This window comes from Comamonas sp. B21-038 (genome assembly GCF_022387135.1).
In the GTDB taxonomy this organism is placed as follows: Bacteria; Pseudomonadota; Gammaproteobacteria; order Burkholderiales; family Burkholderiaceae_C; genus Comamonas; species Comamonas sediminis.
Genome location: NZ_CP092462.1, coordinates 2252512 through 2275391 on the forward strand (window position 1 = coordinate 2252512; position 22880 = coordinate 2275391).

The 22880-nt window shown below is 64.3% G+C and carries 23 protein-coding genes; 17 read left to right on the plus strand and 6 right to left on the minus strand.

Annotated elements, in window-relative coordinates:
- The 3 genes from MJ205_RS10240 (at position 1) to chrA (ending at position 3331) form a co-directional block, all read left to right on the plus strand.
- A complete protein-coding gene (locus tag MJ205_RS10240) occupies positions 1 to 846 on the plus strand; it encodes a GntR family transcriptional regulator (protein ID WP_239812344.1) in 846 nt (281 codons plus the stop codon).
- Positions 843 to 1880, plus strand: a complete 1038-nt coding sequence (locus MJ205_RS10245) for a histone deacetylase family protein (RefSeq protein ID WP_239812345.1) — start codon at positions 843 to 845, stop codon at positions 1878 to 1880. Before MJ205_RS10240 ends, MJ205_RS10245 begins: the two co-directional genes overlap by 4 nt.
- Before the next feature lie 92 nt (positions 1881 to 1972).
- Complete coding sequence (chrA, locus tag MJ205_RS10250) at positions 1973 to 3331, plus strand: chromate efflux transporter (RefSeq protein WP_239812346.1); 1359 nt, start codon at positions 1973 to 1975, stop codon at positions 3329 to 3331.
- A gap of 77 nt (positions 3332 to 3408) precedes the next feature.
- Here chrA and MJ205_RS10255 read toward each other — a convergent pair whose 3' ends face one another.
- Entirely contained in the window at positions 3409 to 4752 is a 1344-nt protein-coding gene (locus MJ205_RS10255) for an SGNH/GDSL hydrolase family protein (protein ID WP_239812347.1), read from the minus strand.
- Between the two features lie 111 nt (positions 4753 to 4863).
- Here MJ205_RS10255 and MJ205_RS10260 point away from each other — a divergent pair, with 111 nt between their 5' ends.
- The 4 genes from MJ205_RS10260 to MJ205_RS10275 all read left to right on the plus strand — a co-directional run bounded on the left by MJ205_RS10260 (position 4864) and on the right by MJ205_RS10275 (position 8922).
- On the plus strand, positions 4864 to 5775 hold the full coding sequence (locus MJ205_RS10260) for a LysR substrate-binding domain-containing protein (protein WP_239812348.1): 912 nt from the start codon (positions 4864 to 4866) through the stop codon (positions 5773 to 5775).
- Positions 5776 to 6226: 451 nt separating this feature from the next.
- A complete protein-coding gene (locus MJ205_RS10265) occupies positions 6227 to 7198 on the plus strand; it encodes a ferritin-like domain-containing protein (RefSeq protein WP_239812349.1) in 972 nt (323 codons plus the stop codon).
- Between the two features lie 83 nt (positions 7199 to 7281).
- On the plus strand, positions 7282 to 7509 hold the full coding sequence (locus MJ205_RS10270; protein WP_239812350.1) for a hypothetical protein: 228 nt from the start codon (positions 7282 to 7284) through the stop codon (positions 7507 to 7509).
- 60 nt (positions 7510 to 7569) lie between these two features.
- Complete coding sequence (locus MJ205_RS10275; protein WP_446715084.1) at positions 7570 to 8922, plus strand: Nramp family divalent metal transporter; 1353 nt, start codon at positions 7570 to 7572, stop codon at positions 8920 to 8922.
- 102 nt (positions 8923 to 9024) lie between these two features.
- Here the strand turns inward: MJ205_RS10275 and MJ205_RS10280 are convergent, their stop codons facing one another.
- Positions 9025 to 10077, minus strand: coding sequence for a fibronectin type III domain-containing protein (locus MJ205_RS10280; RefSeq protein WP_239812352.1), 1053 nt, complete (start codon positions 10075 to 10077; stop codon positions 9025 to 9027).
- A 16-nt stretch (positions 10078 to 10093) separates the two neighbouring features.
- Positions 10094 to 10822: a right-handed parallel beta-helix repeat-containing protein gene (locus MJ205_RS10285; protein WP_230777501.1), complete on the minus strand. Its 729-nt coding sequence runs from the start codon at positions 10820 to 10822 to the stop codon at positions 10094 to 10096.
- A 290-nt stretch (positions 10823 to 11112) separates the two neighbouring features.
- Here MJ205_RS10285 and MJ205_RS10290 point away from each other — a divergent pair, with 290 nt between their 5' ends.
- The 3 genes from MJ205_RS10290 (at position 11113) to MJ205_RS10300 (ending at position 12518) form a co-directional block, all read left to right on the plus strand.
- Complete coding sequence (locus MJ205_RS10290) at positions 11113 to 11409, plus strand: cupin domain-containing protein (RefSeq protein WP_239812353.1); 297 nt, start codon at positions 11113 to 11115, stop codon at positions 11407 to 11409.
- 105 nt (positions 11410 to 11514) lie between these two features.
- Positions 11515 to 11922: a GFA family protein gene (locus MJ205_RS10295; RefSeq protein ID WP_239812354.1), complete on the plus strand. Its 408-nt coding sequence runs from the start codon at positions 11515 to 11517 to the stop codon at positions 11920 to 11922.
- Positions 11923 to 12131: 209 nt separating this feature from the next.
- A complete protein-coding gene (locus MJ205_RS10300) occupies positions 12132 to 12518 on the plus strand; it encodes a GNAT family N-acetyltransferase (protein ID WP_256460973.1) in 387 nt (128 codons plus the stop codon).
- Positions 12519 to 12761: 243 nt separating this feature from the next.
- Here MJ205_RS10300 and MJ205_RS10305 read toward each other — a convergent pair whose 3' ends face one another.
- Complete coding sequence (locus MJ205_RS10305; protein WP_239812714.1) at positions 12762 to 13910, minus strand: serine hydrolase domain-containing protein; 1149 nt, start codon at positions 13908 to 13910, stop codon at positions 12762 to 12764.
- Positions 13911 to 14112: 202 nt separating this feature from the next.
- Here MJ205_RS10305 and MJ205_RS10310 point away from each other — a divergent pair, with 202 nt between their 5' ends.
- Complete coding sequence (locus MJ205_RS10310) at positions 14113 to 15003, plus strand: LysR family transcriptional regulator (protein ID WP_239812356.1); 891 nt, start codon at positions 14113 to 14115, stop codon at positions 15001 to 15003.
- Positions 15004 to 15086: 83 nt separating this feature from the next.
- Positions 15087 to 15542, plus strand: coding sequence for a hypothetical protein (locus MJ205_RS10315; protein ID WP_239812357.1), 456 nt, complete (start codon positions 15087 to 15089; stop codon positions 15540 to 15542).
- Positions 15543 to 15552: 10 nt separating this feature from the next.
- Here the strand turns inward: MJ205_RS10315 and MJ205_RS10320 are convergent, their stop codons facing one another.
- A complete protein-coding gene (locus MJ205_RS10320; RefSeq protein ID WP_256460974.1) occupies positions 15553 to 16512 on the minus strand; it encodes a DMT family transporter in 960 nt (319 codons plus the stop codon).
- 77 nt (positions 16513 to 16589) lie between these two features.
- Here MJ205_RS10320 and MJ205_RS10325 point away from each other — a divergent pair, with 77 nt between their 5' ends.
- Complete coding sequence (locus tag MJ205_RS10325; protein ID WP_239812358.1) at positions 16590 to 17474, plus strand: LysR family transcriptional regulator; 885 nt, start codon at positions 16590 to 16592, stop codon at positions 17472 to 17474.
- Between the two features lie 98 nt (positions 17475 to 17572).
- Positions 17573 to 18916: a HipA domain-containing protein gene (locus tag MJ205_RS10330; RefSeq protein ID WP_239812359.1), complete on the plus strand. Its 1344-nt coding sequence runs from the start codon at positions 17573 to 17575 to the stop codon at positions 18914 to 18916.
- Positions 18917 to 18952: 36 nt separating this feature from the next.
- Here the strand turns inward: MJ205_RS10330 and MJ205_RS10335 are convergent, their stop codons facing one another.
- A complete protein-coding gene (locus MJ205_RS10335) occupies positions 18953 to 19624 on the minus strand; it encodes a GntR family transcriptional regulator (RefSeq protein ID WP_239812360.1) in 672 nt (223 codons plus the stop codon).
- Positions 19625 to 19896: 272 nt separating this feature from the next.
- Here MJ205_RS10335 and MJ205_RS10340 point away from each other — a divergent pair, with 272 nt between their 5' ends.
- The 3 genes from MJ205_RS10340 (at position 19897) to MJ205_RS10350 (ending at position 22873) form a co-directional block, all read left to right on the plus strand.
- On the plus strand, positions 19897 to 21033 hold the full coding sequence (locus MJ205_RS10340) for a phosphotransferase (RefSeq protein WP_239812361.1): 1137 nt from the start codon (positions 19897 to 19899) through the stop codon (positions 21031 to 21033).
- Between the two features lie 23 nt (positions 21034 to 21056).
- Positions 21057 to 22307, plus strand: a complete 1251-nt coding sequence (locus tag MJ205_RS10345; protein WP_239812362.1) for an aspartate aminotransferase family protein — start codon at positions 21057 to 21059, stop codon at positions 22305 to 22307.
- 83 nt (positions 22308 to 22390) lie between these two features.
- A complete protein-coding gene (locus tag MJ205_RS10350) occupies positions 22391 to 22873 on the plus strand; it encodes a hypothetical protein (protein ID WP_239812363.1) in 483 nt (160 codons plus the stop codon).
- Positions 22874 to 22880 lie beyond the last annotated feature (7 nt).

Below are 22880 nucleotides of genomic sequence, written 5' to 3' on the forward strand. Positions count from 1 at the left end.
ATGACATCTGAGACCCTTCGCAAAAACATCGCCTTGCACGGCGAGGAGACAGACAACCCCGGCTTTTCGTCGATCCGCGTGCCCGATCTGGTGGAGCTGGTGGAGCGCCAGCTGCTGCAGGCCATTTTTGAAGGCCGGCTGCCACCGGGCTCGCGCATTGTCGAGGCCGAGCTGTCGCGCCAGATGGGCGTGAGCCGCGCCCCGCTGCGCGAAGCGGCCCGGCGGCTCGAGAGCCAGGGCGTCATCGTCTCGACGCCACGCAAAGGCTTTACCGTGCGCACCTTCAGCCCCAAGGAGATCCAGGACCTGTTCCAGGTGCGCCTGGGCCTGGAAGTGATGGCCGCACGCCTGGCCTGCGAGGTGGCCACCGATGCGCAGCTGGCATCGCTCAAGGCCTATGCCGATGACATGCTCGAGCGCGCACCGACCCTGAGCAATATCGAGCGCGTCACGATGGACCTGGGCATGCACACCGCCATCTCGCGCCTGTCGGGCAACGAATACCTGCAGCGCATCTTTGCCAATATGCAGGCCGAGATCCGCATCTGCCAGGGCTTTATCGAGCGCCAGTACCGCGACCCGGTGTTCATCGCGCAATCGCACTTCCCGGTGGTCGATGCCATCCTGCGCCGCGATGCCGATGCCGCAGAAAAAGCGCTGCGCGTGCACTTGGTGGACGCGCAGGACAAGGCCCATGCCCAGGTGCTGCACGGCGACCAGGCGCCGGATGCCCGCCCCAGCGCCATGCCCTCATCCGCACCGGTACCCGCCACCCAGGCCAAGCCCAAGGCCGGCGCCACCGCATCTCCCGTTTCTTCCTCCCGACGAAAACCGCCCAGACCATGAAATTCATCTACAGCCACGCGCACCGCAGCCACGACCCGCAGCAATTCATGGTGCGCGGCCAACTCAAGCGCAGCAATGAGCAACCCGAACGCGCCGAGATCCTGCTGCGCTCCGCGCAAAAGGCGGGCCACCAGCCGATGCTGGCCGAAGATTTTGGCCCCGGCCCGCGCGCAGCCGTCCACACCCCCGAGTACCTGCACTTTCTGCAAACCGCCTGGCAACGCTGGCAGGCGCTGCCCGATGCCTCGCTCGAAGTGCTGCCCAATGTCTTCCCCTTCCCCGGCCAGCCCTTTACCTACCCGGACCACCTGGTCGGCCAGGCCGGCTACCACATGGGTGACTGCGCCTGCAGCATGGGCGAGCACACCTGGCACGCGGCGATCCACTCCGCCCACTGCGCCACCCATGCCGCCGAGCTGGTGCTGCAAGGCGAACAAGCCGCCTACGCGCTGTGCCGCCCACCGGGCCACCACGCCTATGTGGACCGCGCCAACGGCTTTTGCTACCTGAACAACGCCGCCATTGCCGCCCAGCACCTGCGCAGCAAGCATGCCCGCGTGGCCGTGCTCGACATCGACGTGCACCACGGCAACGGCACCCAGGGCATCTTCTGGCGCCGCAACGATGTGCTGACCGTATCGATCCATGCCGATCCGCATTTCTGCACCCCCTTCTTCACCGGCCATGCGCATGAGCGCGGCGAAGGCGAAGGCCTGGGCTACAACCTGAACCTGCCCCAGCCCAAGGGCACCACCACCGACCAGTACCTGCGCGCGCTGGAAACCGCCCTCACCACCATCCGCCAGTACGCGCCCGGCGCCCTGGTGCTGGCGCTGGGCCTGGACGCCCACGAACACGACCCCTACCAGGCCCTGGCCATCGACACCCCCGGCTTCGCCCGCATCACCGAAAAAATCGCGCAGCTGGGGCTGCCCACGGTGATCGTGCAGGAAGGCGGGTATCTGAGTGAGGATTTGGGCTTGAACCTGGAGAGTGCGCTGCGCGGGTTCGAAACGGGAGCAGGCTACAGGTAGGCTAGAATTCTGCGACCGGGATAGCAGCCTCCCGGCCCGCAAGGGTAGACGGTGTCCCGTCCAAGTGCTGGGTATTCTCTATGGAGTTTTTTATGGACACCGGTTTGCCCAGATCAACGGACCCCGTTGCACCTACGTCTCTGTCACTGTCTGACGCTTTACGCTTCTGGCTGAAGCTGGGGTTCATCAGCTTTGGCGGCCCTGCCGGTCAAATCGCCCTCATGCATGAGGAGCTGGTTGACCGCCGCCGGTGGATCTCCGAAAAGCGCTTTCTGCACGCCCTCAACTATTGCATGCTGCTGCCCGGGCCGGAAGCGCAGCAGCTGGCCACCTATCTGGGCTGGCTGCTGCACCGGACCTGGGGCGGTGTGCTGGCCGGCGTTCTTTTTGTTCTGCCGTCCCTCTTTCTCATCATTGCGCTGGCGTGGCTGTATATGGCCCATGGTGACATGCCCGTCATTGCAGGTTTCTTCTATGGCATAAAGCCGGCTGTCACGGCGCTGGTGGCACAGGCCGCCTACCGCGTGGGGTCCCGCTCCCTCAAGAACCGCTGGCATTGGGGCATTGCGGCCGCTGCGTTCATGGCCATCTTTGCGCTGAATGTTCCGTTTCCGCTCATTGTGGTGGTGGCTGCTGCGGTCGGTTACCTCGGCGGCAAGCTGCAGCCAGACGCCTTTGGTGGCGCCAGCCATGGCCAAGGCACCGCAGTGCGGCAGGGGGAACATGCACTGATAGACGACGACACCCCCACGCCGCCGCATGCCCGGTTTTCCTGGCGGAGATTCTGGTCCGTGGCGCTGGTATGCCTGGCACTGTGGGCCGGTGCCATGGCCCTGCTTGCGGCGCTGTTTGGGCTGGATTCCGTGTTGGTACAAATGGGCTGGTTCTTTACCAAGGCAGCGCTGATGACCTTTGGAGGCGCCTATGCAGTGCTGCCTTACGTCTACCAAGGGGCCGTGGAGAACTTCCAGTGGTTGACCGCCCCCCAAATGATGGACGGGTTGGCCTTGGGTGAGACCACCCCTGGCCCGCTCATCATGGTGGTGTCCTTCGTGGCTTTTGTCGGGGGTTGGACCAAGGCCGTCTTCGGTGCGGATTCACTGCTGCTGGCGGGCGTGGTGTCGGCCGTGGTGGTCACGTTCTTCACCTTTCTGCCTTCGTTCCTTTTCATATTGCTGGGCGGCCCGTTCATCGAGTCCACCCACGGCAACCTGAAGTTCACCGCGCCATTGGTGGGCATCACCGCAGCCGTTGTCGGTGTCATCGTGAATCTGGCTGTCTTCTTTGCCTACCATGTGCTGTGGCCCCAGGGCTTCGCGGGAAGCCTGGATGGGGCATCGATGGCCATCGGGCTGGCGGCGGCCATTGCCTTGCTCCGCTACCGGGTCAATGTGGTGTATGTGATTGTGGCTGCGGGCTTTGCCGGCCTGTTGGTGCGGCTGTTGCTCTGACTGCCCGCAGCGCATGCAGGGCCAGACGCAGCAGCAGAAGTGCGAGCCGCAACGGACAACACCGCATAGCGATGGCTCTAGCGCGCCTGCGGCAACGCACCAGCGGCCTTTGACTCCAGGCCCGGTAGCAGGGCATCGACCGCAACGGCCTCGGCCATGGCTCTATGGCCTGCATCGCCGGGGTGCAAATGGTCTCCCGAGTCGAATCGCGCGGCGATGCGTGCCGGATTCGCTGGATCGCGCAGCGCCGCGTCAAAATCGATGACGGCGTCGAAGGCTCCGCTGTGGCGGATCCAGTCGTTCACCTGTGCGCGCAGCGCGTCCTTGCCGGGTTGGTAGTAGTCGGCCAGCGGCGTGCCGGGCAATGCGCCCTCGAATGGCGTCAGGGTGGCACCGAGAACGCGAATGCCCCGGCTGTGCGCTTGTGCTATCAATTGGCGGTAGCCCGCGGTCAGGGATGCCAGGGTGGGCGGCTCTGCATGCTTTGCAAATGCGGTACCGGGCCAGGATATGTCGTTGATACCCAGCAGCACGATGACGCTTCGCACCCCCGGTTGCGCCAGCACATCACGCTCCAGCCGCGCCAGCGCATTGGCGCCCATGCCATCGGACAACAACCTTGCCCCTGAGATCCCCGCATTGACCACCGCCACGCCATGCGGCGCCAGCCGGGCAGCCAGAAAGTCCGGCCAGCGGCTGTCCTTGTCCAGGCTGGCTGTGGCGCCATCGGTGATGGAATCACCCAGCACCGCCACAGCGCGCGCGGCCGGCCCGGTCTCCACCGCAATCCCGGTCAGCAATGGGCGGGCCGTGGTGCTTTGCCTGTCGGGATCGGTGATCTGCAGGCTCGGCACCTGGGTTTGATCGCCAGGCACGATCCAGCCCGTCTGGCGGCCATCCCAGTGGAACGTGCTGATCGGTGTGGCCTGGGGCAGGTACAGGCTCACCGCCACCTGAGACAGCGCCGGCACCGGGAGTGCCACCGGATCGCTGATCCATGAGGCCCCCGGCGGGATCGTCACGCCCTCCTGACCACCAAAACTGACGGCCCGCAGGCTGCCATCGGTGACCGCGCCAGCGGCGCTGGCCTCCCGAAAACGGGCCACTGTCGCCTTGCCCACGAAGAGCGGTTGCTTGCCGTAGGCGTTGGACAGCAAGATGCGCAATCGCTCGCCCCCCAGGCTGATGCGCGCCACCTGGCGCACGGTTTGCGCATGCAACGCGGCCGGGAGGTGGGTCGGAAACAGAAAATCCGTGCCCCACACAGGCTGCGGGCTGGCCTGCCAGGTGGCCACCCAGCGGTTGCCGGGAGCAGCATCCGCTGCCCGTGCGGGCACGACGGTCACGGCGCCCAGCGTGAGGGTCAACGCCAGCATCGCGGCGGCTTCGGCGCTTGCGAGCGGCACAGTCAGTCTTGTCATATCAGTGAATTCGAAGTCCTTAGAAGAACGGATGATGAATTCAAAGACCAGATTGGCATAGACTGGCCGCAAGAACATCATTTGTGAATTGATCTCATCAAGGAGGCCCGCATGGCGCGTCTGGAAGTCAATCGGTCCGGCGAACTGGAGGTATTTGTGCGCGTGATCGAATCGGGGGGCTTCTCCGCCGCTGCGCGCGCCTTTGGCATGACGCCTTCTGCGGTCAGCAAGTTGGTAGCGCGCCTGGAACAGCGGCTGGGCACCAGGCTGGTGAACCGGTCGACCCGGCAGCTCCAGCTCACGCCCGAAGGCTGCGTTTTCTACGAGCGCGGGGTGCGTATCCTGGCCGATCTGGAAGAGGCAGAGCATTGCGCCAGTACACACACTGCGCCGCGCGGCCGGCTGCGCGTCAATGCCAACGTCCCCTTCGGCCACCATTTTTTGCTGCCGCTCGCGCCTGCCTTTCTGGCGTCCCATCCCGACGTGACCCTGGATATCGTATTGACCGATGCGGTGATCGACATCCTGGAGCAGCGTACCGATGTGGCCGTGCGTGCCGGGCCGATGAAGGATTCCAGCCTGGTGGCGCGAAAGTTGGGCGGCACACGCATGCTGATAGTGGGGGCGCCCAGCTACCTGGCCCGCCATGGCATGCCCGCCACGCCGCAGGAACTGCAGCACCACAACCGCCTGGGTGCAAACTATGCCCGGGCGCAACCGGGCTGGCCGCTGCGGCACGCTGGTGAAGATACCGTCCTTCCCATCAATGGCAATACGCAGGCCAGTGACGGCGAAGCCTTGCGCCAGTTGGCGCTGGCGGGGCTGGGCCTGGCGCGTCTGGCCGCTTTCCAGGTACGCGAGGACGTGGCCGCAGGCCGCCTGCTACCAGTTCTTGAAGACTGCAATCCGGGCGATATCGAAGAGGTACACGCCGTCTATGTCGGCCAAGGCGGCTATCTGCCGCTGCGCGTGCGCGCTTTTCTTGATTTTCTGGTGCAGACGGTCGATCTCAGCAAGCATTGAGGCAGACAAAGGTACTAAGACGGGTTAGGAAATTCCTAACAGCGGTCATCCATCGGCTCGTTGGGTACCCCGTCCAGAACTGCAACAATGTGCACTTGTCGTTCAGCCCGGCATTGGTCAGTTCCAGCACAGGCAAGCGCAGCCGATGGCTCCTGGATGCCGTCCAGGCCATTGTTGGTGTCACAGCCTTCTAGACCCAGCAATCCAAAAATTGGTAATCCCCCATTCCTCCCGACGAGTTGGAAAGAAGCGGCGAATTGTAAAGATGCCAACATTGGTGAATCCACCTTGCCACCTGCTGCGTACACCGCAAGTAGCAAGAGTCGACATCCTCCGTCTCCACTGACAAGGATTTGGTGCTGAGCTGCTTCTTGCTGCACCGTGTGCCCTCCGCGTGACGGCGCATTCCTGTGTAGGTAGGCGCGTTTAGCGCAACTCGAAAGGAAATCACATGTCTGACGAATCAGTGTTGATAGGTGTATTGCAACAGCGGGCCAGAAAACTGGAAGACCGGCGTCAATTCTTCCGCAAGACCGGAGGCGTGGCAGCGGGTATGGCAGGCGGTGCCATCCTGACGGCTTGCGGGGGTGGTGGCAGTGATGCCAATGCGCAGAACAACGGCCCGACCGATGTGGAGATCCTGAACTTTGCGCTGAACCTGGAATACCTGGAGTCGCAGTTCTACCATTACGCCGTGTTTGGCACCGGGCTGCCCGCCAATATGCAATCGGGCACTGGCACGCAAGGCAGTATCACCGGCGGGCGGGCGGTGGCGTTCAAGGACCCGCTGGTCGCGCAGTACGCCAAGGAGATTGCCCAGGATGAGGTGGCCCATGTGGCCTTTTTGCGCAAGGCGCTGGGCTCTGCAGCGGTCGCGCAGCCACAGATCGATATCGGCGGCACCGACCCGAACGGGGCCTTCTCGGTGGCCGCACGCGCAGCCGGTCTGGTAGGTGCGGGCGTGGCCTTCGATCCCTATGCCAGTGACGAGAACTTCCTGCTCGGCGCGTTTATCTTCGAGGACGTGGGGGTGACCGCCTACAAGGGCGCCTCGCCGCTGATCACCAACAAGACCTACCTGGAAGCTGCTGCAGGCATTCTGTCTGCCGAGGCCTACCACGCAGGTCTGGTGCGCACGGTACTCTACGCCAAGGGCCTCGCCACGCCTGCGCTGCGCTCGGCAGCCGGCGCCATCTCGGATGCGCGCGACAGCCTCGACGGCTCCTCCGATGTGGACCAGGGCATCACCGGGGACGACAGCACCTCCAACATCGTGCCGCTGGATGCCGACGGCATTGCCTACAGCCGCTCACCCGGCGACGTGCTGAACATCGTCTACCTGACCAAGGACTCTGCCACCAAGGGCGGCTTCTTCCCGGCAGGCGTCAATGGTGCGCTGGTGATGAGCACGGCCTACGCTTGACGCGGTCGTTCAACCTGCCCCTTTCCGGGGCAGGAATGCGCAAGACGGACCCGAGACCGGTGTTTCTCTGCCAAGGAGTTGCGATGAAGTCCATATTGTCTCCATCCTCGCAAGCAACGGCCCCCAGCAAGACGCGGCGGCTGAAACCCGCCACGTTGCTGCGCCGTTGTGTAGGGAGCTTGATCGTGCTGGCAGGGCTTGCCATCGTCACCTCGGATGTGCTGGCACTGTTAAACGGCGGCGCCATCACTGCGGGACCAGCTGCAACACCCGCTTCCGCTGCGCTGCACCTGGCACCGGCCTCCAGATAAGGAGCGACCATGCCGCCACCTGCCTTCACCACCTGCAGCCCCCTCCACAACGAAGGGGGCATGCCAAAGCCACAGGCCTCAGGCAAAGCGGATCCGGACAGCGTGAAGTCAGGCATGCCCAGCCTGCCCCAGGTTCACCGCAGCATTGCGGTGCCGGGCGGCACCAGCCGCTCGGCCAACGCAAGGCGCATGCTGGCATTTGCCGGGCCCGGTTATCTGGTGGCGGTCGGGTACATGGACCCCGGCAACTGGGCCACCTCGATTGCAGGCGGATCTCAGTTTGGCTATTCGTTGCTGGCGGTGATTTTTGCGTCCAACCTGATGGCCATGCTGTTCCAGGCAGCTGCAGTGCGGCTGGGTCTGGCCAGCGGGCGCGACCTGGCCCAGGCCTGCCGCGAACAGTTTCCGCCGCGCATCAACCTGATGCTCTGGTTCTTTTGCGAGATTGCCATCGTGGCCTGCAACCTGGCCGAGGTGCTGGGCATGGCCATCGGCCTGAACCTGCTGTTTGGCCTGCCACTGATCGTGGGCGTATGCATCACGATGGTCGATGTGATGCTGATTCTTGCGCTGCAAAGTAGAGGGTTTCGTGCGCTGGAGGCAGTCGTCATCGGGCTGGTGGCCTTGATCGGCATTTGCTTTGGCGCCCAACTGCTGTGGCTGCACCCGCCGCTCGCGACGGTGCTGTCCGGCTTCATTCCGCGCTCGGAGATCGTGGCCAACCCGGAGATGCTCTACCTGGCCGTCGGCATCGTCGGCGCGACGGTCATGCCACACAACCTGTATCTGCATTCGGCCATCGTGCAGACGCGTGAACACAGCCGGACCCTGGAGGGCACACGCCAGGCGATCCGCTTCGCTACGATCGACTCCACCGTGGCGCTGGGTTTGGCGCTGTTCGTCAATGCCGCGATCCTGGTCGTGGCAGCGGGTGCTTTTAACCGCCCGGGAACACCCCCCGTCACCGAGCTGTCAGACGCCTACCATTTGCTGTCGCCTATCCTGGGAGTCGGCATCGCCAGCGCAGTGTTTGGCACCGCCCTGCTCGCCTCGGGCCTCAGCGCTTCGGTAACGGGCACCTTGGCGGGCCAGATCGTGATGGAAGGCTTTCTGCAAATTCGGCTATCGCCGGCGATGCGGGCGCTGCTGACCCGGCTTATCGCCATCGTGCCCGCCGTCATCGCCACCGCCTGGTACGGCAACGAGGGCGCCAGCGCGCTGCTGGTGTTCAGCCAGGTGGTCCTCAGCATGCAGCTGCCGTTTGCGATCGTGCCGCTGCTGATGTTCACGACCCGCCGCAATGCACTGGGCGCGCTGACCTTTGGCCGGCCCATGTCGATACTGTTGTGGAGCGGTGCAGCCCTCGTCGTGTCGCTGAACCTGTGGATGCTGCAAAGGCTTTTAACGCTGTGAGGCAGCTCCGTTGGCGCCCTTTGCAGAATGGCGCCCTGATGCGGAACGCGCCCATGGACAGTTCATCGTCACCCGGTGGGGCAAGCGGTATGCAAAGGCTTGTCAGCGCCGCAGAACACGCACGGCCCTGCGCCGGGCACCCAAGCCCACGCCGCCAAGCACCAGCAACGACGCCAGCAGCGTGCTGAGCAGGCTCCAGGCGGGTATGGGAGCCGCTGCTGCGGCAGGCGAACCGGGCACCGTGACCGGTGGGCTGCTTGGCCCGCTGCCGACGCTGGTCTGCGCTGCCACCGTACAGGTGTACGCCACGCCTGGCACCAAGCCCGACACCGCGATGGGTGACTGCGTGCCGGTGGCCGTGATGGTGTCACCTCCGCCCGCGGGCACGCACTGCGCCTGGTAGCCCGTGACGGTCTCGGTGGGGGTGGATGCGACGGGAGGGAAAGTCAGGGTGACGGTATTGCCTTGCCTGTCTGCGCCAACACTCGCCGGAGGCGTGACATCGGAGGAGATGACGCTGACCGCGTCCACCCCGAAGAACAGGCTCTGGCGATTGTCCACCTCGGCGAGCCGCAGACGAATCGTGCGCCCTGCATAGGCGGTCACATCGCGCTGAATGCTCTGGTAACCGCCAGAGGTTGCGCCGCCAGACCATTGAAAGACATTGGCCAGGACACCTGCTCCCACATCGTTCCAGGCCGCTGCCGGATCCATGATGTCGATACGTGCCTGCTGGTTGGGCACCGTCAGAAAGTCGAGGGTCGCGGGTGCTACCGAAGGAGCAGCGGCATTTTGCAGATAGACCTGCACGCTCAGCGTAGCGCTCTTGCCTGACGGAATGGCGATGTCCTGGTACAGCGCATGCGCGCCAGGGCCGGGCTGATCGGACATCGCCGCAAACACCCCTTGGGGCGGCGCGGCGACGGCGACAGGCGTCAGCGCACTTTGGCTGCCCTGCTGGGCATAGAAGCCGCCCTGCGATCCTGGCTGTGACATCGCCTGCCAGCCGCTAAAGCCCATGGAACCTGCGCCGGCGTTTTGCTCAAAGCCGCCATTGACCACCAGCTCTGCAGCGTGCGCAGCAGGGGTGAGGATGCCGGCCAGCAAGACCAGCGCCGTGCCGCTGCCAAGCCGGTAGTGTCGAGGACATGCCATGACGATCCCCTGCTGCTCAGCGCTCGTACAGCGTTGCGGTGGGCGTGCTGGGGCTGGTATTGCCCTCCAGACGATTATTGTTATAGGTCGTCACATTGCCTGCGCTGATGCTGAACGCGGTAGCGTTGCCAAACAACGAGGAGTCGGAGAGATAGAGTTTGCTATTGGCATCGCTCAATGAAATGCCTGCGGTGCTGTTGTTCACGATGTCAGCGCGTTGCACCAGCAACTGCGCATTGGCGCCGCTCTGCACTTCAACGCCCGTCTGAAAGCCTTGAATCTGGGTGTGCTCAATGACCACCTTGGACGCGCGGCGGACCTGAACCCCGGACTGGCCCGAGCCCGCTCCTTCGACATTCAGATTTCTCAGAACCACAGTGCCATTGGCGTGCACTGCCGGGTCGATATTGATGATGATGGCGTTCGTTCCAGCGGCCAGCACGCCTGCGGTGCCAGAAGCGGCTCCATCCAGGGAGATAGGTTTGGTAATGGTGACTGCACCAAACCCACCGGGATCGAGGCTGTTGATCAGCCCCCCGGTGGCAGTTTTGGAGATGGCTCCGGCAAAAGTCTTGCAGGGCGCCGTTCTGCTACAGGGATTGGCGTCGTCCCCGACCCCGGACACCCAGGTTCGCGTAGCCTGGGCAAAGGCGGACGGCGCCGCCATGGCGCCTGCAAGGGCCACCAGCGATGCCGCCAGCAGCGGAACCCCGCGAGAATGGATCCGGCTCAGATGGATGCGCATGGCTGCCTCGTTCGCAAATGTGGATTAGTTATCGAAATGTAGCTCTACCCCTTTGTTTCCACCCTCGTGTTTACCCTGGATCGTGCCAGTGAGGCGCTTTACCACGCCGGCACCGGGCAACTGCTGACCCGCCTAAAAGTGATGCAGGTGATAGGCACATCATCAAAATAATTGCACGCACGAAACCGATGCGCCTTTCGGGTAAAGTTTGTTCTTTCAGCGCATCTGCGGTGCTTGCGACGCGCACGGATGGTGGCTGCTGATTGATCGAGACTGGAAAGTAGACAAGCATGTCCTTATTTGACCTCCATACCATCGCCGATGGTCTGCCCGCTGCGTGGCGTTCCACTGTGTTGGGCAAAGTAGGCGCGTCCAACGTCAAGTTGCTGCGCATGGACCAGATGCCCTATGGCGAAGAGGTGCACGACTACGACGAGGCGTTGCTGGTCGTCAGTGGCCAGATGATGCTGGAAGTGGCCGGCCAGGCCCTGTGTGTGGAAGCGGGTCAGATGTACATGGCCGAGGCTGGCGTTCCTCATGCTGTTCTATCCGGCAGCCAGGGCATTCTGGTGATTGTGGACCTCTGACCTGCCGAACCTGGGGTGATGGGCTCGACTGCAAAGCCTGGGCCATCCCTAGCTTTGACCGACGTATCAACGCCACTGCGACGGCGTTTCTAAAAAAGGATGCGCATGAAAGTAGCAGGCCGATGCCTATGTGGCGCCATTGAATTTGAGGCAGAGGTGCAACCAGGCAGCATGACGGTCTGCCATTGCCTCGATTGCCAAACGCACTCGGGCTCAGCCTTCCGAGCCAATATCTCTGCCCCGGCGGCCGGTTTCAAACTGACCAAGGGCGTGCCGCGCACCTTCGTCAAGACGACTGCCAGCGGTACCAAGCGCAATCTGGCGTTCTGCGAGACCTGTGGCAGCCCGCTGTATGCCTGCGCCGTGGAGAATCCGCAGGCCTACTCGCTGCGCACTGGCGTCCTCCAGCAACGCGATGCGCTGGGAACCCCGCAGCGGGAGATCTGGACGAAACGGCGCCGGCCCTGGGTGGCCCTTGCAGGGGTGAGCGAGACACACGACGGTCAACCCTGATGCGATGGATTTTTGGCAGCCTGGCAGTGGGACGCCTGTGTGCCGGCCAGATCAGCGGCTTTTGCGGCGGGCAGCCTGCACGGGGGGCCGGCTGAAGGCCAGTCCCTGCGAAACCCCGCGTCTGTGGATCCGTCCTGAGCACCTATGAATTTCACCATTCGTCAAGCGCCGCGTTCGATGCAGAAGCGGCCAGCCACCTTGTCACCGGCTTGGCACATTACTTCCTCGCTGATCCGGCTTCTGCGCAGGCCGCTCCTTTCATGGCAGGACTGAGCCCCTCGGCCTACGCTGAGCGGCTCAGTTCCTCGCCATTCAAGCATTACGTTGCAGAGGACGCAGCCGGATTGTGTGGCATTGTGGCATTGCGCGACGGCTCGCATGTCTACCATCTGTTTGTGCGGGCGGATGCCCAAGGCCGGGGAATCGCTCGCGCCCTTTGGCTGCATGCCAAGCAGCAGTCAAGCCACGCCACGTTCACGGTCAACGCCTCCCTGCATGCAGTCCCGGTCTATGAACGCTTGGGCTTTGTTGCCGTGGCTGGTCCGCAGCAGTCCCGGGGCGTGGTCTTTGTACCGATGGTGTATTCGCAGGCATAGGCGATGGGCCGTGTGGCGCTGCGTACAGGATGTGCACCGGCGGGAGGTCTCCGGCCATCAGCGCTCGAGAGGTGGTTCTTGAAGAGCCCGCTGCGCGGTAAGCCTGTTGGCCCCAAAGCGTTCATAGGCGTCCCCCGCAGGGATCCAGGTGGACGATGGATGGTGCCCGGAAACAGCCGCCGCCTTGCGCAGCGGTCTCGCCTGTCATCCCGAGCGCAGCCCTCAGCCCTCAGCTCTCAACCGTCACCCCCCGAGACCCTGATACACGGCATCCCGCAGCTCCACCACAAACCGACCCGACATCCCCTCGTACAAGGTATTCGTCAGCGCCACCACCGTGAGGCCTCGGGGCCGGTCCACCCACCACGCGTGGCCGTAAGCGCCGCCCCAGCGCCAGGTGCCTGGCGATTCAGGAGACTGTGCCAGCGCGGGATCGCGCAGCACCGAAAAGCCCAGGCCAAACCCCAGACCCGGGCCGGCAGCCAGTGCCTGCCCGTGGGTCTGGTCGCGGGCCATCTCAGCGACCAGATGCCCGGGCATCCAGCCATTATGGCCAGTGCGTAGCGCCTCCAGCAGCCGCAGCACATAATCGGCCGTACCGGCCATGCCGGCGCCGCCAGAGGGAAAGGCGCCCGCATCCAAGGCACGGGATGGGCTGTAGATGATGCCCACCGTTCCATCGAACGGGGCCACCACCTCGCCCTCCTGCAGGCGATGGGGCACCGGGCCGCCATTGACATAGGGCGTTGCCAGGCGCGCCGCATCCCGGCAGACAAAGCCGGCATCGGCCATGCCCAAGGGGCGCGTCACCAACGCTTCTACCGTCTGCGGCAAGCGGGTGTTGCATACCGCCTCGATCAGCGCACCGAGCACATCCACCGCCAACGAGTAACCCCAACTGGTGCCCGGCGCGTACAGCAGCGGCACCTTGGCGATGCGGCGCAGGTTCTCCTGCAGGTCGATGCCGCTGGCATCCATGCCGTCGGATACCCCCGCTTTGGCATAAGGCCCTTGGTCGTCTGCCTCAAAAAAGCGGTAGCCCAGCCCGGCGGTATGGCTCAGCAACTGGCGCACGGAGATGCGCGCTTCGCGCCCGTCCGGCAAGCGGGGGCGAAAGGTCGGCAGCCACGTGGTGATGGGCTCGTCCAAGTCCACTCGCCCATCGGCTACCAGCCGCATGACCGCCGCACTGACAACGGGCTTGCTGACGGAGGCCCAGCGAAACACCGTATCCTCGGCCATCGCGATGCGGGCCTCCCGGTCCGCCCAGCCAGCTGCGATGCGGCATAGCGCCAGCCCATGCTGGTAGACAAGCACCACGGCCCCCACCAGGCGCTGCTCGGCCAGGGACGTATTCAACACCTGGGCGACCGGTGCCCATTGCGCCGCCATGCCAGAAACACCCGGCTGCACACGGCTGTCGTGCATGTCTGAAACTGAAAAATCCATCGCATCGCTACCTTGGTTGGAACACAGGCATCAGCTTAGGCAGTCAGCGATCCCAGAAAAACTAGGATAGAGTTCCGCACTTTCAGGACTGCAATGTCCGCAATCATGGGCCGTGATACCGGTCCAGAAACGCAGGTGAAAACGCATGGATAGCCTCAACGCATTTACGGTGTTTGTGCAGGTGGCCGAAACCCGCAGCTTTACAGCGGCTGGCCGGCTGCTGGGCATTTCTGCATCCGCCGTGGGCAAGAGCGTGGCGCGGCTGGAAGAAAAGCTCGGTGTGCGCCTGTTCCACCGCAGCACCCGCAGCATCACCCCGACGGCCGAAGGCCTGCTGCTGCTGGAGCGCAGCAGGCGCATCCTGGCAGAGATCGAGGCGGCACAGACGGAGCTGTCACAAGCCTCGTCGGCACCCCGGGGGCGGCTGCGGGTGAGCCTGCCCTTGGTCAGTACCTTGGTGCTGCCAGTGTTGGCCGATTTCATGCGCGACTACCCGGACATCCAGCTGGACCTGGATTTTTCCGACCGCCTGGTGGATGTGGTGGAAGAAGGCTTTGACGCTGTGGTGCGCACCGGCGAGCCGGCCGATTCGCGCCTGGTGGCCCGCAAGCTCGGCCATTTCAAGATGCTGCTGGTGGCGTCGCCGGACTACATCGCCGCCCATGGCATGCCCCGGCAGGTGCAAGACCTGCAAGCCCACCAATGCATGCATTTCCGCTGGCCCCACAGCGGCAAGCTGGAGGCCTGGCCGCTACCGCCGCCCGACAGCGGCGAGCCCGTCAACCTGCCCGTCTCGATGGTCTGCAACAACATCGAAACCCGCGCCTGCTTTGCGCTGCGGGGACGCGGCATCGCCTGCCTGCCCGACTTTGCGATCCGCGATGCGCTGGCCGAGGGCAGGCTGGTGCAGGTCATGCCGGGGCTGGCGGAGCGCACTGGGGTGTTCCACATTCTGTGGCCTGCAGGCCGGCATGCAGCGCCCAAAGTCAGGGCACTGGTGGATTATCTTTGTGCGCGGATGTTTGCTGACCATTGATCGCATTGACAGCCATCTCTCTTGAGAGGACAACGTGGCATGCAGGCAACCCAACGGTCAAAACAGGCTGCTGAAGACCCAGAATGTTGTCGATCCCCACAAGGCATCGGCATTCCACAGTGTGTGATGAAGGCCATGCGGTCCCGAAAGCAACAACGTTACAGATAGAGATGCTCTTCAACATTGACCTCAAAGCGATCCTGGTCGCGTTTGCCGTGAGCTATGGTGCGATCGCACTCGTACTGCAGAAAATCACGTTTGCGCTGCTAACCGCCTTATTGCCCGATACCCCCTTCTACGGATTTGCGCCCGCTTTTCTGATCCTGTTGTTCCTGTTGTTTCCGCCTGGGCTCTCAGGCTATGTGGTAGCCAAAATGGCGCGTAACCGTCCGCAGCTCCATGTTTTGCTGAGCGCTTTACTGGGTGCAGCGCTTTACGCGATCGTCAGCAAGTCAAACGCGCTCATCTGGTCACTGATCCCCCTGGTCTTGACCTGGCTTGGCTTTGCTGTCTTGGTGTGGCAGAACAAGCGACGCTAGCCCCTGACAATCAGACGGTTTTAGCGGATGCCCGGCGTTCCGCATACCCAATAGCCACCCCCATCACCACCACCCCGACCATCTGCCACGCCCCCAGCCGGTGCCCAAAGTACTGCCAATCCACAAGGATGGCGATGGCCGGGTAGACAAACTGCAATACCGCAATGCGCCCCGTGGGCAGCCTGGCCATGCCGGTGTAGATCAACGCATAGGCGGTAGCGGTATGCACCAGGCCCAAGGCAGCCAACCAGCCCCAAGTAGCGCCCCAGGCCGGCCAGCCCTGCGTGGCGGGTGCCATCCACAGCATGGCGGTGCCGATGGCGCATTGCCACCAGGCCAGCACGCCGGCAGGCAGTGCGCGCAGGCGGCGCGCCATGACGGTGACAGCCGCGGTCAAGAACGCGCCCAGCAAGCACATGCCCACGCCCCACCAGTACTGCGGCTGTGCGGCATGCGGCGATGCGGCTTGCTGCAAGACACCGGTGGCCAGCACCAGCCCGAGCATGGCCACCGCCACGGCAACTACCCGTTGGCGGCCTGGCCGCTCCCCCAGGCAGAGGGCACCGAGCACCAGCACCCACATAGGCTGCATATGGAACAGCACCACGGCCACCCCGGCAGAGATGCGTTCCATCGCCGCAAAGAACAGCACCCAGCCCAGCACCATCAGGCCACTGGCCAGCAGCGCCCATCCCGCGCTGCCCCGGCCCAGACGCAAAAAGCGCAGTTGCCCGCGCCACAGCAGCCAGGCCGTCAAGCCCAGCAGCCCGAATGCGCAGCGGAACCAGGTTGCCGTCAGCGCACCGGCCTGGGCCATATGCACAAAAATGCCAATGCTGCCCAGCAATGCACTGCCTGCCACGAAGGGCAGCACGCCACCGAGCGCATCGCCCGCAGTGCGGGGCACCGGGTCGGTGGAGTGCTGAATGCTTGCAGCGGCCATCTGCGCTGGGTCTGGGTATCTGGTCATGGATGCCAGTGTGCTGCGTGGAGCACCCACCGAAAAGCGCATAATTCTCGCATCAGCTATTCGCTTTTCGAAAACCCATGCCTGACACCTCGCAAGACCTTCAGATGGATTGGCTCAAGTGCTTTGTCGCAGTGGTCGACACCGGATCGCTGTCGGGCGCGGCGGGCGAGGTGCACCGCTCCCAATCCGCCGTCAGCATGCAGCTCAAAAAGCTTGAGGCGGCAGTCGGCCATCGCCTGCTGGAGCGCGACAGCCGCAGCCAGCAAATCACGCCAGAGGGCCAGCGCCTGCTGGGCTACGCCCGGCGCATTCTGGATCTGCACAGTGAAGCGCAGTGGGCGCTGCACGGCGAGGAACTCAAGGGCAGCGTGCGCCTGGGCGTCCCCGATGACTATGCCGCCAAGTACCTCACCCCCGTTCTCAGGCGCTTTGCGCCTCGCCATAGCGGTGTGGAGATCATCCTCAGCTGCGAGCAATCGACCGCACTGATTCCGCGCGTAGCGGCAGGTGAGCTGGATCTGGCCCTTATCTCGCGCGACCACGCCCGGCGCGGTAGTCTGCTGTTCCACGAGCCGATGGTCTGGGTGGGCTCGGAGCATTTTGAACTCTGGCGGCGCGATCCGCTGCCGATTGCCGTGTACGAAGAGGCCAGCCTGGCCCGGCGCGGCGCGCTGCATGCGCTGGCCCAGCAAGGGCGCCAGCACCGCGTGGTCTACAACAGCTCCAGCCTGGCGGGCCAGATTGCCGCCGTTGAGAGCGGTCTGGCGGTAGCGGCATTGACCCAGTGCAGTGCCCCGCCGCATTTGCAGGTGCTGGGCAGCAAGCACGGCCTGGGTCCTTTGGCGCCGATGGAGGTGGCCGTGTACCGCAGCAAGGAATCGCGGCGCTCCAAAGCGGTCGATGGTTTGTACAAGCTGCTGGTGAATACCTTGCGCGAGGGACTTGGGACAGCAGCTGGCTAAAGGCCATCGCTACCGCCATAAGACACCAGATTTCATATTCATATAAAATTCTTGATCTATTCAGCACTTACCTCATGTCTGCCCCCCTTCGATCTCCGATGACCGATCTTCACCAGGCCATTCAACGCGCACTGGCCGGTGGACCGCGCTCGGGCCAGCAGTTGCTGGAGTCGCTGGGCGTCAGCCAGCCGACTCTATCTCGAACTATTCGCGAACTATCCGCTGCGGTCAGCATGTTTCGCGAACCGGGGCAGCGCACACCCCAATACGCGTGGTTGCGCAAACTGCCGCTGGGGCTCAACCCGCGCCAGCGTGTCTATCGCTTTCTGTCGACCGGCCACATCGTTCCATACGCGGATCTGGAATTTCTCGCCGGCGGAGGGACCCTGGAGCGCCAGGAGGCAGGCGCCATTCGCCTCTACGAGGGCCTGCCGCCCTACATGCTGTTCGCGGCTCCCTCGGGTTTTCTGGGCCGCCAACTGGCCCAGACCGCTGCGCGCAACCAGCCTTTTCCGGCCAGCCTCAACGACTGGAGCGACGACCACCGCATCGCCTTTTTGTTTACCCAGGGGCTGAACCTGCCGGGCAACCTGATCTTTGGCGACCAGCCTCTGCAACGCGAGCTGGATCTGCTGCGCCAGCCACGCCAGCAGCCGCAGGACAAGCTCGGCATCTATGTGGGGCTCGCACAGCAACTCAAGCATGAATCCTATGGGTCGAGCGCCGGCGGCGAGCAGCCCAAGTTCCTCTGGGTGGCCGAGGATTCGGGCTCGGTCATCGTCAAATTCGCACGGCTGGGCAGCCGCATGGCCGAGCTGCTGCCACTGGAGCATTTGGCACTGTCGGCACTGGCCGATGTCGGGGTGCCCGCCGCCAAGACCCAGATTCTCATGGCAGACGAATATGTCTTTCTGGAGGTGCAGCGCTTTGACCGCGTGGGCCAACAAGGACGCTTGGGCATGCTTTCGGCAGGCGCCGTGGATGACGAGTTCTTTGGTGCGCGCGATACGTGGCCGGAGTTCGCTGCACGCTGCGTGCACGCGGACTACTTCAGCGCACAGCACGCCCAGCGTGTGGCCGTGATGGCTGCGTTCAGCGAGTTGATCGGCAATACCGACCGCCATTTTGAAAACATCTCGCTGCTGATCGGCGACGATGGTGAATACCTGGGCATCGCACCGGCCTATGACATTCTGCCGATGCGCTACGCGCCCATTGGCGGAGGACTGGATCCGGCGCTGGTGCCGATCGAGCCCCAGGTCAGCACCATCGGCGCCGTGCCCCAGGTCTGGAGCCTGGCGGCCCGCGCCGCCGATGCGTTTTGGCAGGCTGCCAGCCATGCCCAGCTGGCGGCGCCTATCTCAGAGGCGATGCGCGAGCTGGCGGCGCGCAACCGCGAGGTGGCGCGGGCGTTTGCGGCGCCGCTGCTGCCCGCGCAGTAAGCCAGCTCAACGGTTGGGTGTTATGGCCCGCAGGGCTTACCTGCCCGCCTCCGCCTGCCCAAACCGCTCGTAAATCGACTGCCCACCAGACAGCAAATCCGTCTGAATCGCCACCCGCGCAGCATGCGGATCGTTGCGGCGCAGGGCCTCGACGACAGGGTAATGGTGGTCGATCATGCTGCGGCCGCCTTCGCTGTAGCTCTGTGCTATCAGCGGCCCCATCTTGAGCCACAGCCCGTAGAGGATTTCGGACAGCAACGGCATGCGCGCCAGCTGGCACAGCGTAAAGTGAAAATCCTGGTTCAGCGCAATGGCCTGGGCGATGTCGCCGCGCCGCACGGCCTCTTCGTTGTGCTGCACCTGCTCGGCCAGGCGCTGCACTTCGTCGGCGGTGGCACGCAGGGCCGCCTGGCTGGCGGCCATGCCTTCGAGCTCGACGCGGATATTGCGGATCTCCAGGTACTCGTCCAGCGTCAGGCGCCGCACCCGTATGTCGCGGGGGCTGAGCATCACCAATACCCCATGCTGCACCAGCCGCAGGATGGCATCGCGCACCGGCGTCACGCTGGTGCCCATTTGCGCGGCCAGCTCGCGTATCTTCAGGCGTTCGCCCGGCAGCAGCTGCCCTTTGACCAGCGCCTGCGCCAGCTGGGCGTAGATCTGCTCGCCCTTGCTCTCGGTGTTGACACTCTCAAATCGCTCTGCCATCTGCCATTGCTCCCGCTGGTGTTCTTGTAGGCACTGCAGTCGGCAAAAACGATGCACACCTTGCGCCGACCCACACTGCAAGATGCATCATAAGCAAAAATGCGCGCACTCAGGTTTACCCGGATGCCTACCTTCATGGTTGCTGTTCCAATCAACCCATCCCATTTATGATGCATCAAACATCAAATTAGAACCTTGCCGCTTTGACCCGGCCGCAAGCCATCCGCACCCTCTTTGCCAAAGCCTCCCGCCTCGCACCACCTGCCGCCGCCATGAAACGCCCCCCGCCAGCTACTAATTCCGTCCCGCCTGATGAACCCGATGCATTGGCACAAGCCAGCCAAGCCTTCCTGACGGCGGTGCCCCAAGTCAGCGCAGAACAGGCGACGGCCCTGGCCCATGAGGCCTATGGCATTCAAGGCAAAGCACAAGCCCTGTCCGGTGAGCGGGACCGCAACTTTGTGATCCGCTCGGACAATGGCAGCGCCGTCACCCTCAAATTCATCAGCACGGCCGAATCACTGGCGGAGACGGAGATGCAGATCGCAGTGCTCAAGCACCTGGCAGGCCGCTGCGCCGTGCCGGTGCCCTTGCACTATCCGCTGCGACGCACTGCCACTGCCAGCAGCATCGCCAGCACCGATTGGCTGGACTGGTGCAGCCCCACCGGTGAACTGTTGCGGGTGCGCTGCTACAGCTTTCTCGATGGCAAGGCGGGCAGCGATCTGCAGCGCCATACCAGCGCCTGGCAGGCCTGCGGCAGGGCGATTGCCCAGTTGCATGGAGCCATGGCAGACTTTGCCCACCCTGCTACCGAGCGCCCTTTTTTATGGGATGCACGCCGCGCGCCGCTGCTGCGCCCCTGGCTGGAGGTAGTGGACGATGCACAGCTGCGCGCGCAGATTGCCGCGTTCTGGACGGCCTTTGAGCAGCGGATGGCGCAGCAGGGACCTGCGCTGCCGGTGCAGACCATCCACAACGATCTCTCCCCCAGCAACCTGCTGAGCAGCGACGATGGCCTGGGCATTGCCGGCGTGCTGGATTTTGGCGACATGCTGCTGGCCCCGCGCGTGGCCGATCTGGCCATTGCCGCCTCGTACCAAATGCCGCTGACGGACAGGCCCGAAGCTGCGCTGGCGGCGATGCGGACCGGTTATGAAAGCCTGCTGCCGCTGACGGCTGCCGAGCAAGCGCTGCTGCCCGATCTGATCCTGGCCCGGCTCACACAGCGCATGGTGATCACCGCCTGGCGCGCCCGCCTTTACCCGGACAACCGCGTCTATATCCTGCGCAGCCAGGCCACCGCCACGGCCTTGTTCAGCCACATGATTGGCGACTGGCTGCAGCGCCATGCCGCCCCTGCCGCTGAGCGCGCAGCCAGCAGCGCAACCACCCCGGCCACTGCCTGACCCGACTTTTGGAGCACCACGCCATGCCAACCCTTTCCGCAGACGACCAGCGCCTGCTGGCGCGCCGCCAAAGCGCGCTCGGCCCCTCTTACCGCCTGTTCTACGACGAGCCCCTGCACCCGGTGCGCGGCGAAGGCGTCTGGCTGTTCGATGCTGGGGGCCGCCGCTACCTGGATGCCTACAACAACGTGCCAGTGGTCGGCCATGCCAACGCAGCGGTCAACGCGGCGCTCATCGCCCAAAGCCAGCTGCTCAACACGCATACCCGCTACCTGCATGACAACGTGGTGCAGCTGGCCGAGCGCCTGCGGGCGCTGTTTCCGGCCGAGCTGGACACCAGCGTCTTCACCTGCACCGGCAGCGAAGCCAATGACCTGGCCTTGCGCGTGGCGCAGGAATATACCGGCCGCCAGGGCCTGGTCATCACCCGCCATGCCTACCACGGCGTGACCATGGCGCTGGCGCAGTGCTCGCCGTCGCTGTGCCCGCCGGCAGCGCATGTGGAAGTCATCGACCCGCCCGCCTTCCAGGGCATGGATGCGCAGGCCGCTGCCGCTGCCTTTGCCCAGCGCGTGGATGCTGCCGCCGACGCGCTGCAGGCGCGGGGCACGCCGGTCAGCGCCTTGCTGCTCGACACCGTGTTTGCCAGCGATGGCGTGCATATCGATGCCGCGCCCATCCTGCAAGCCGCTGCCCAGGCGGTGCGCAAGCGCGGCGGTCTTTTCATTGCCGATGAGGTGCAAGGCGGCTTTGCCCGCACAGGCCGCTGGTGGGCCTTTGGCCGCGAATCGGTGGTGCCCGATATGGTGACCATGGGCAAACCGATGGGCAATGGCCACCCGATCGCCGCGCTGGTATTGAAGACACCGCTGATGGAGGTATTTGGCAAGCGCTGCCGCTACTTCAACACCTTTGGCGGCAACACGGTATCGGCCGCAGTAGCGATGGCCGTGCTTGACGAGCTGGAGCGCATGGATGCCCCCGCCCATGTGCGCCGCGTGGGCGGCCATCTGCAGCAGGCACTGCAGTCGCTGGCGGCGCAGCACGCCAGCATTACGCAGATACGTGGCGAAGGCCTGTACTGGGGCGTGCAGCTGCAAAGCGGCAGCCTGGCCAGCGCCGTCGTCAACCACCTGCGCCAGGCCGGCGTGCTGATCAGCACCAGCGGCCCGTTGGGAGATACCCTCAAGATCCGCCCGCCACTGCCCTTTGAGACCGAGCATGCCGATCTGCTGACCTCGGCGCTCGACGAGGCCTTGCGTGTACGGGCCTGAGGGCTGCCCGCTGGAGCGGCCGAGCGGCGGCACCGCCGTCCGGCCACGCTTTGCCCGCACGGCTGGCACCGCTGGCGTGCAGCTTGCGCTACACTCAGCCGCTGTGGAACTTTCCGAACCCTGCGCTGTCTGACCCCACCATGCGTGCCTGTTTGTCCCTGTTGCTGATGCTGATGCTGGCCTTGCGCGGCCTCATGGGCGACGCCATGGCCATGGGCATCGTCGCACCGGTCATGCCTGTGGCGCTGGCCGAACACCACGCCAGCTGCATGCTGGACCATGCCGAGCATGGCACAGCAGATGCCCTCCAAACCCCCAGCCACTGCGCTACCGGGATCGAGGCCACGGGCCATGGTGACCACAACAGCCATGGCCAACACAGCGAGCATGACCCGGCCCAGCATGGCGCCAGCTGCTCGGCCTGTGGCATCTGCCACTCGGCGGTGGACCTGTTCAACGAAGCGGGCTTTGCTGCCCTTCCCGCCTCTTTGCTGGCCCGTGCCAGCGGCAGCGCGCCCTTTGCCAGCGCGCTGCTCGCCCAAGTCTCCAAACCACCCATTTCCTGATCGCTGA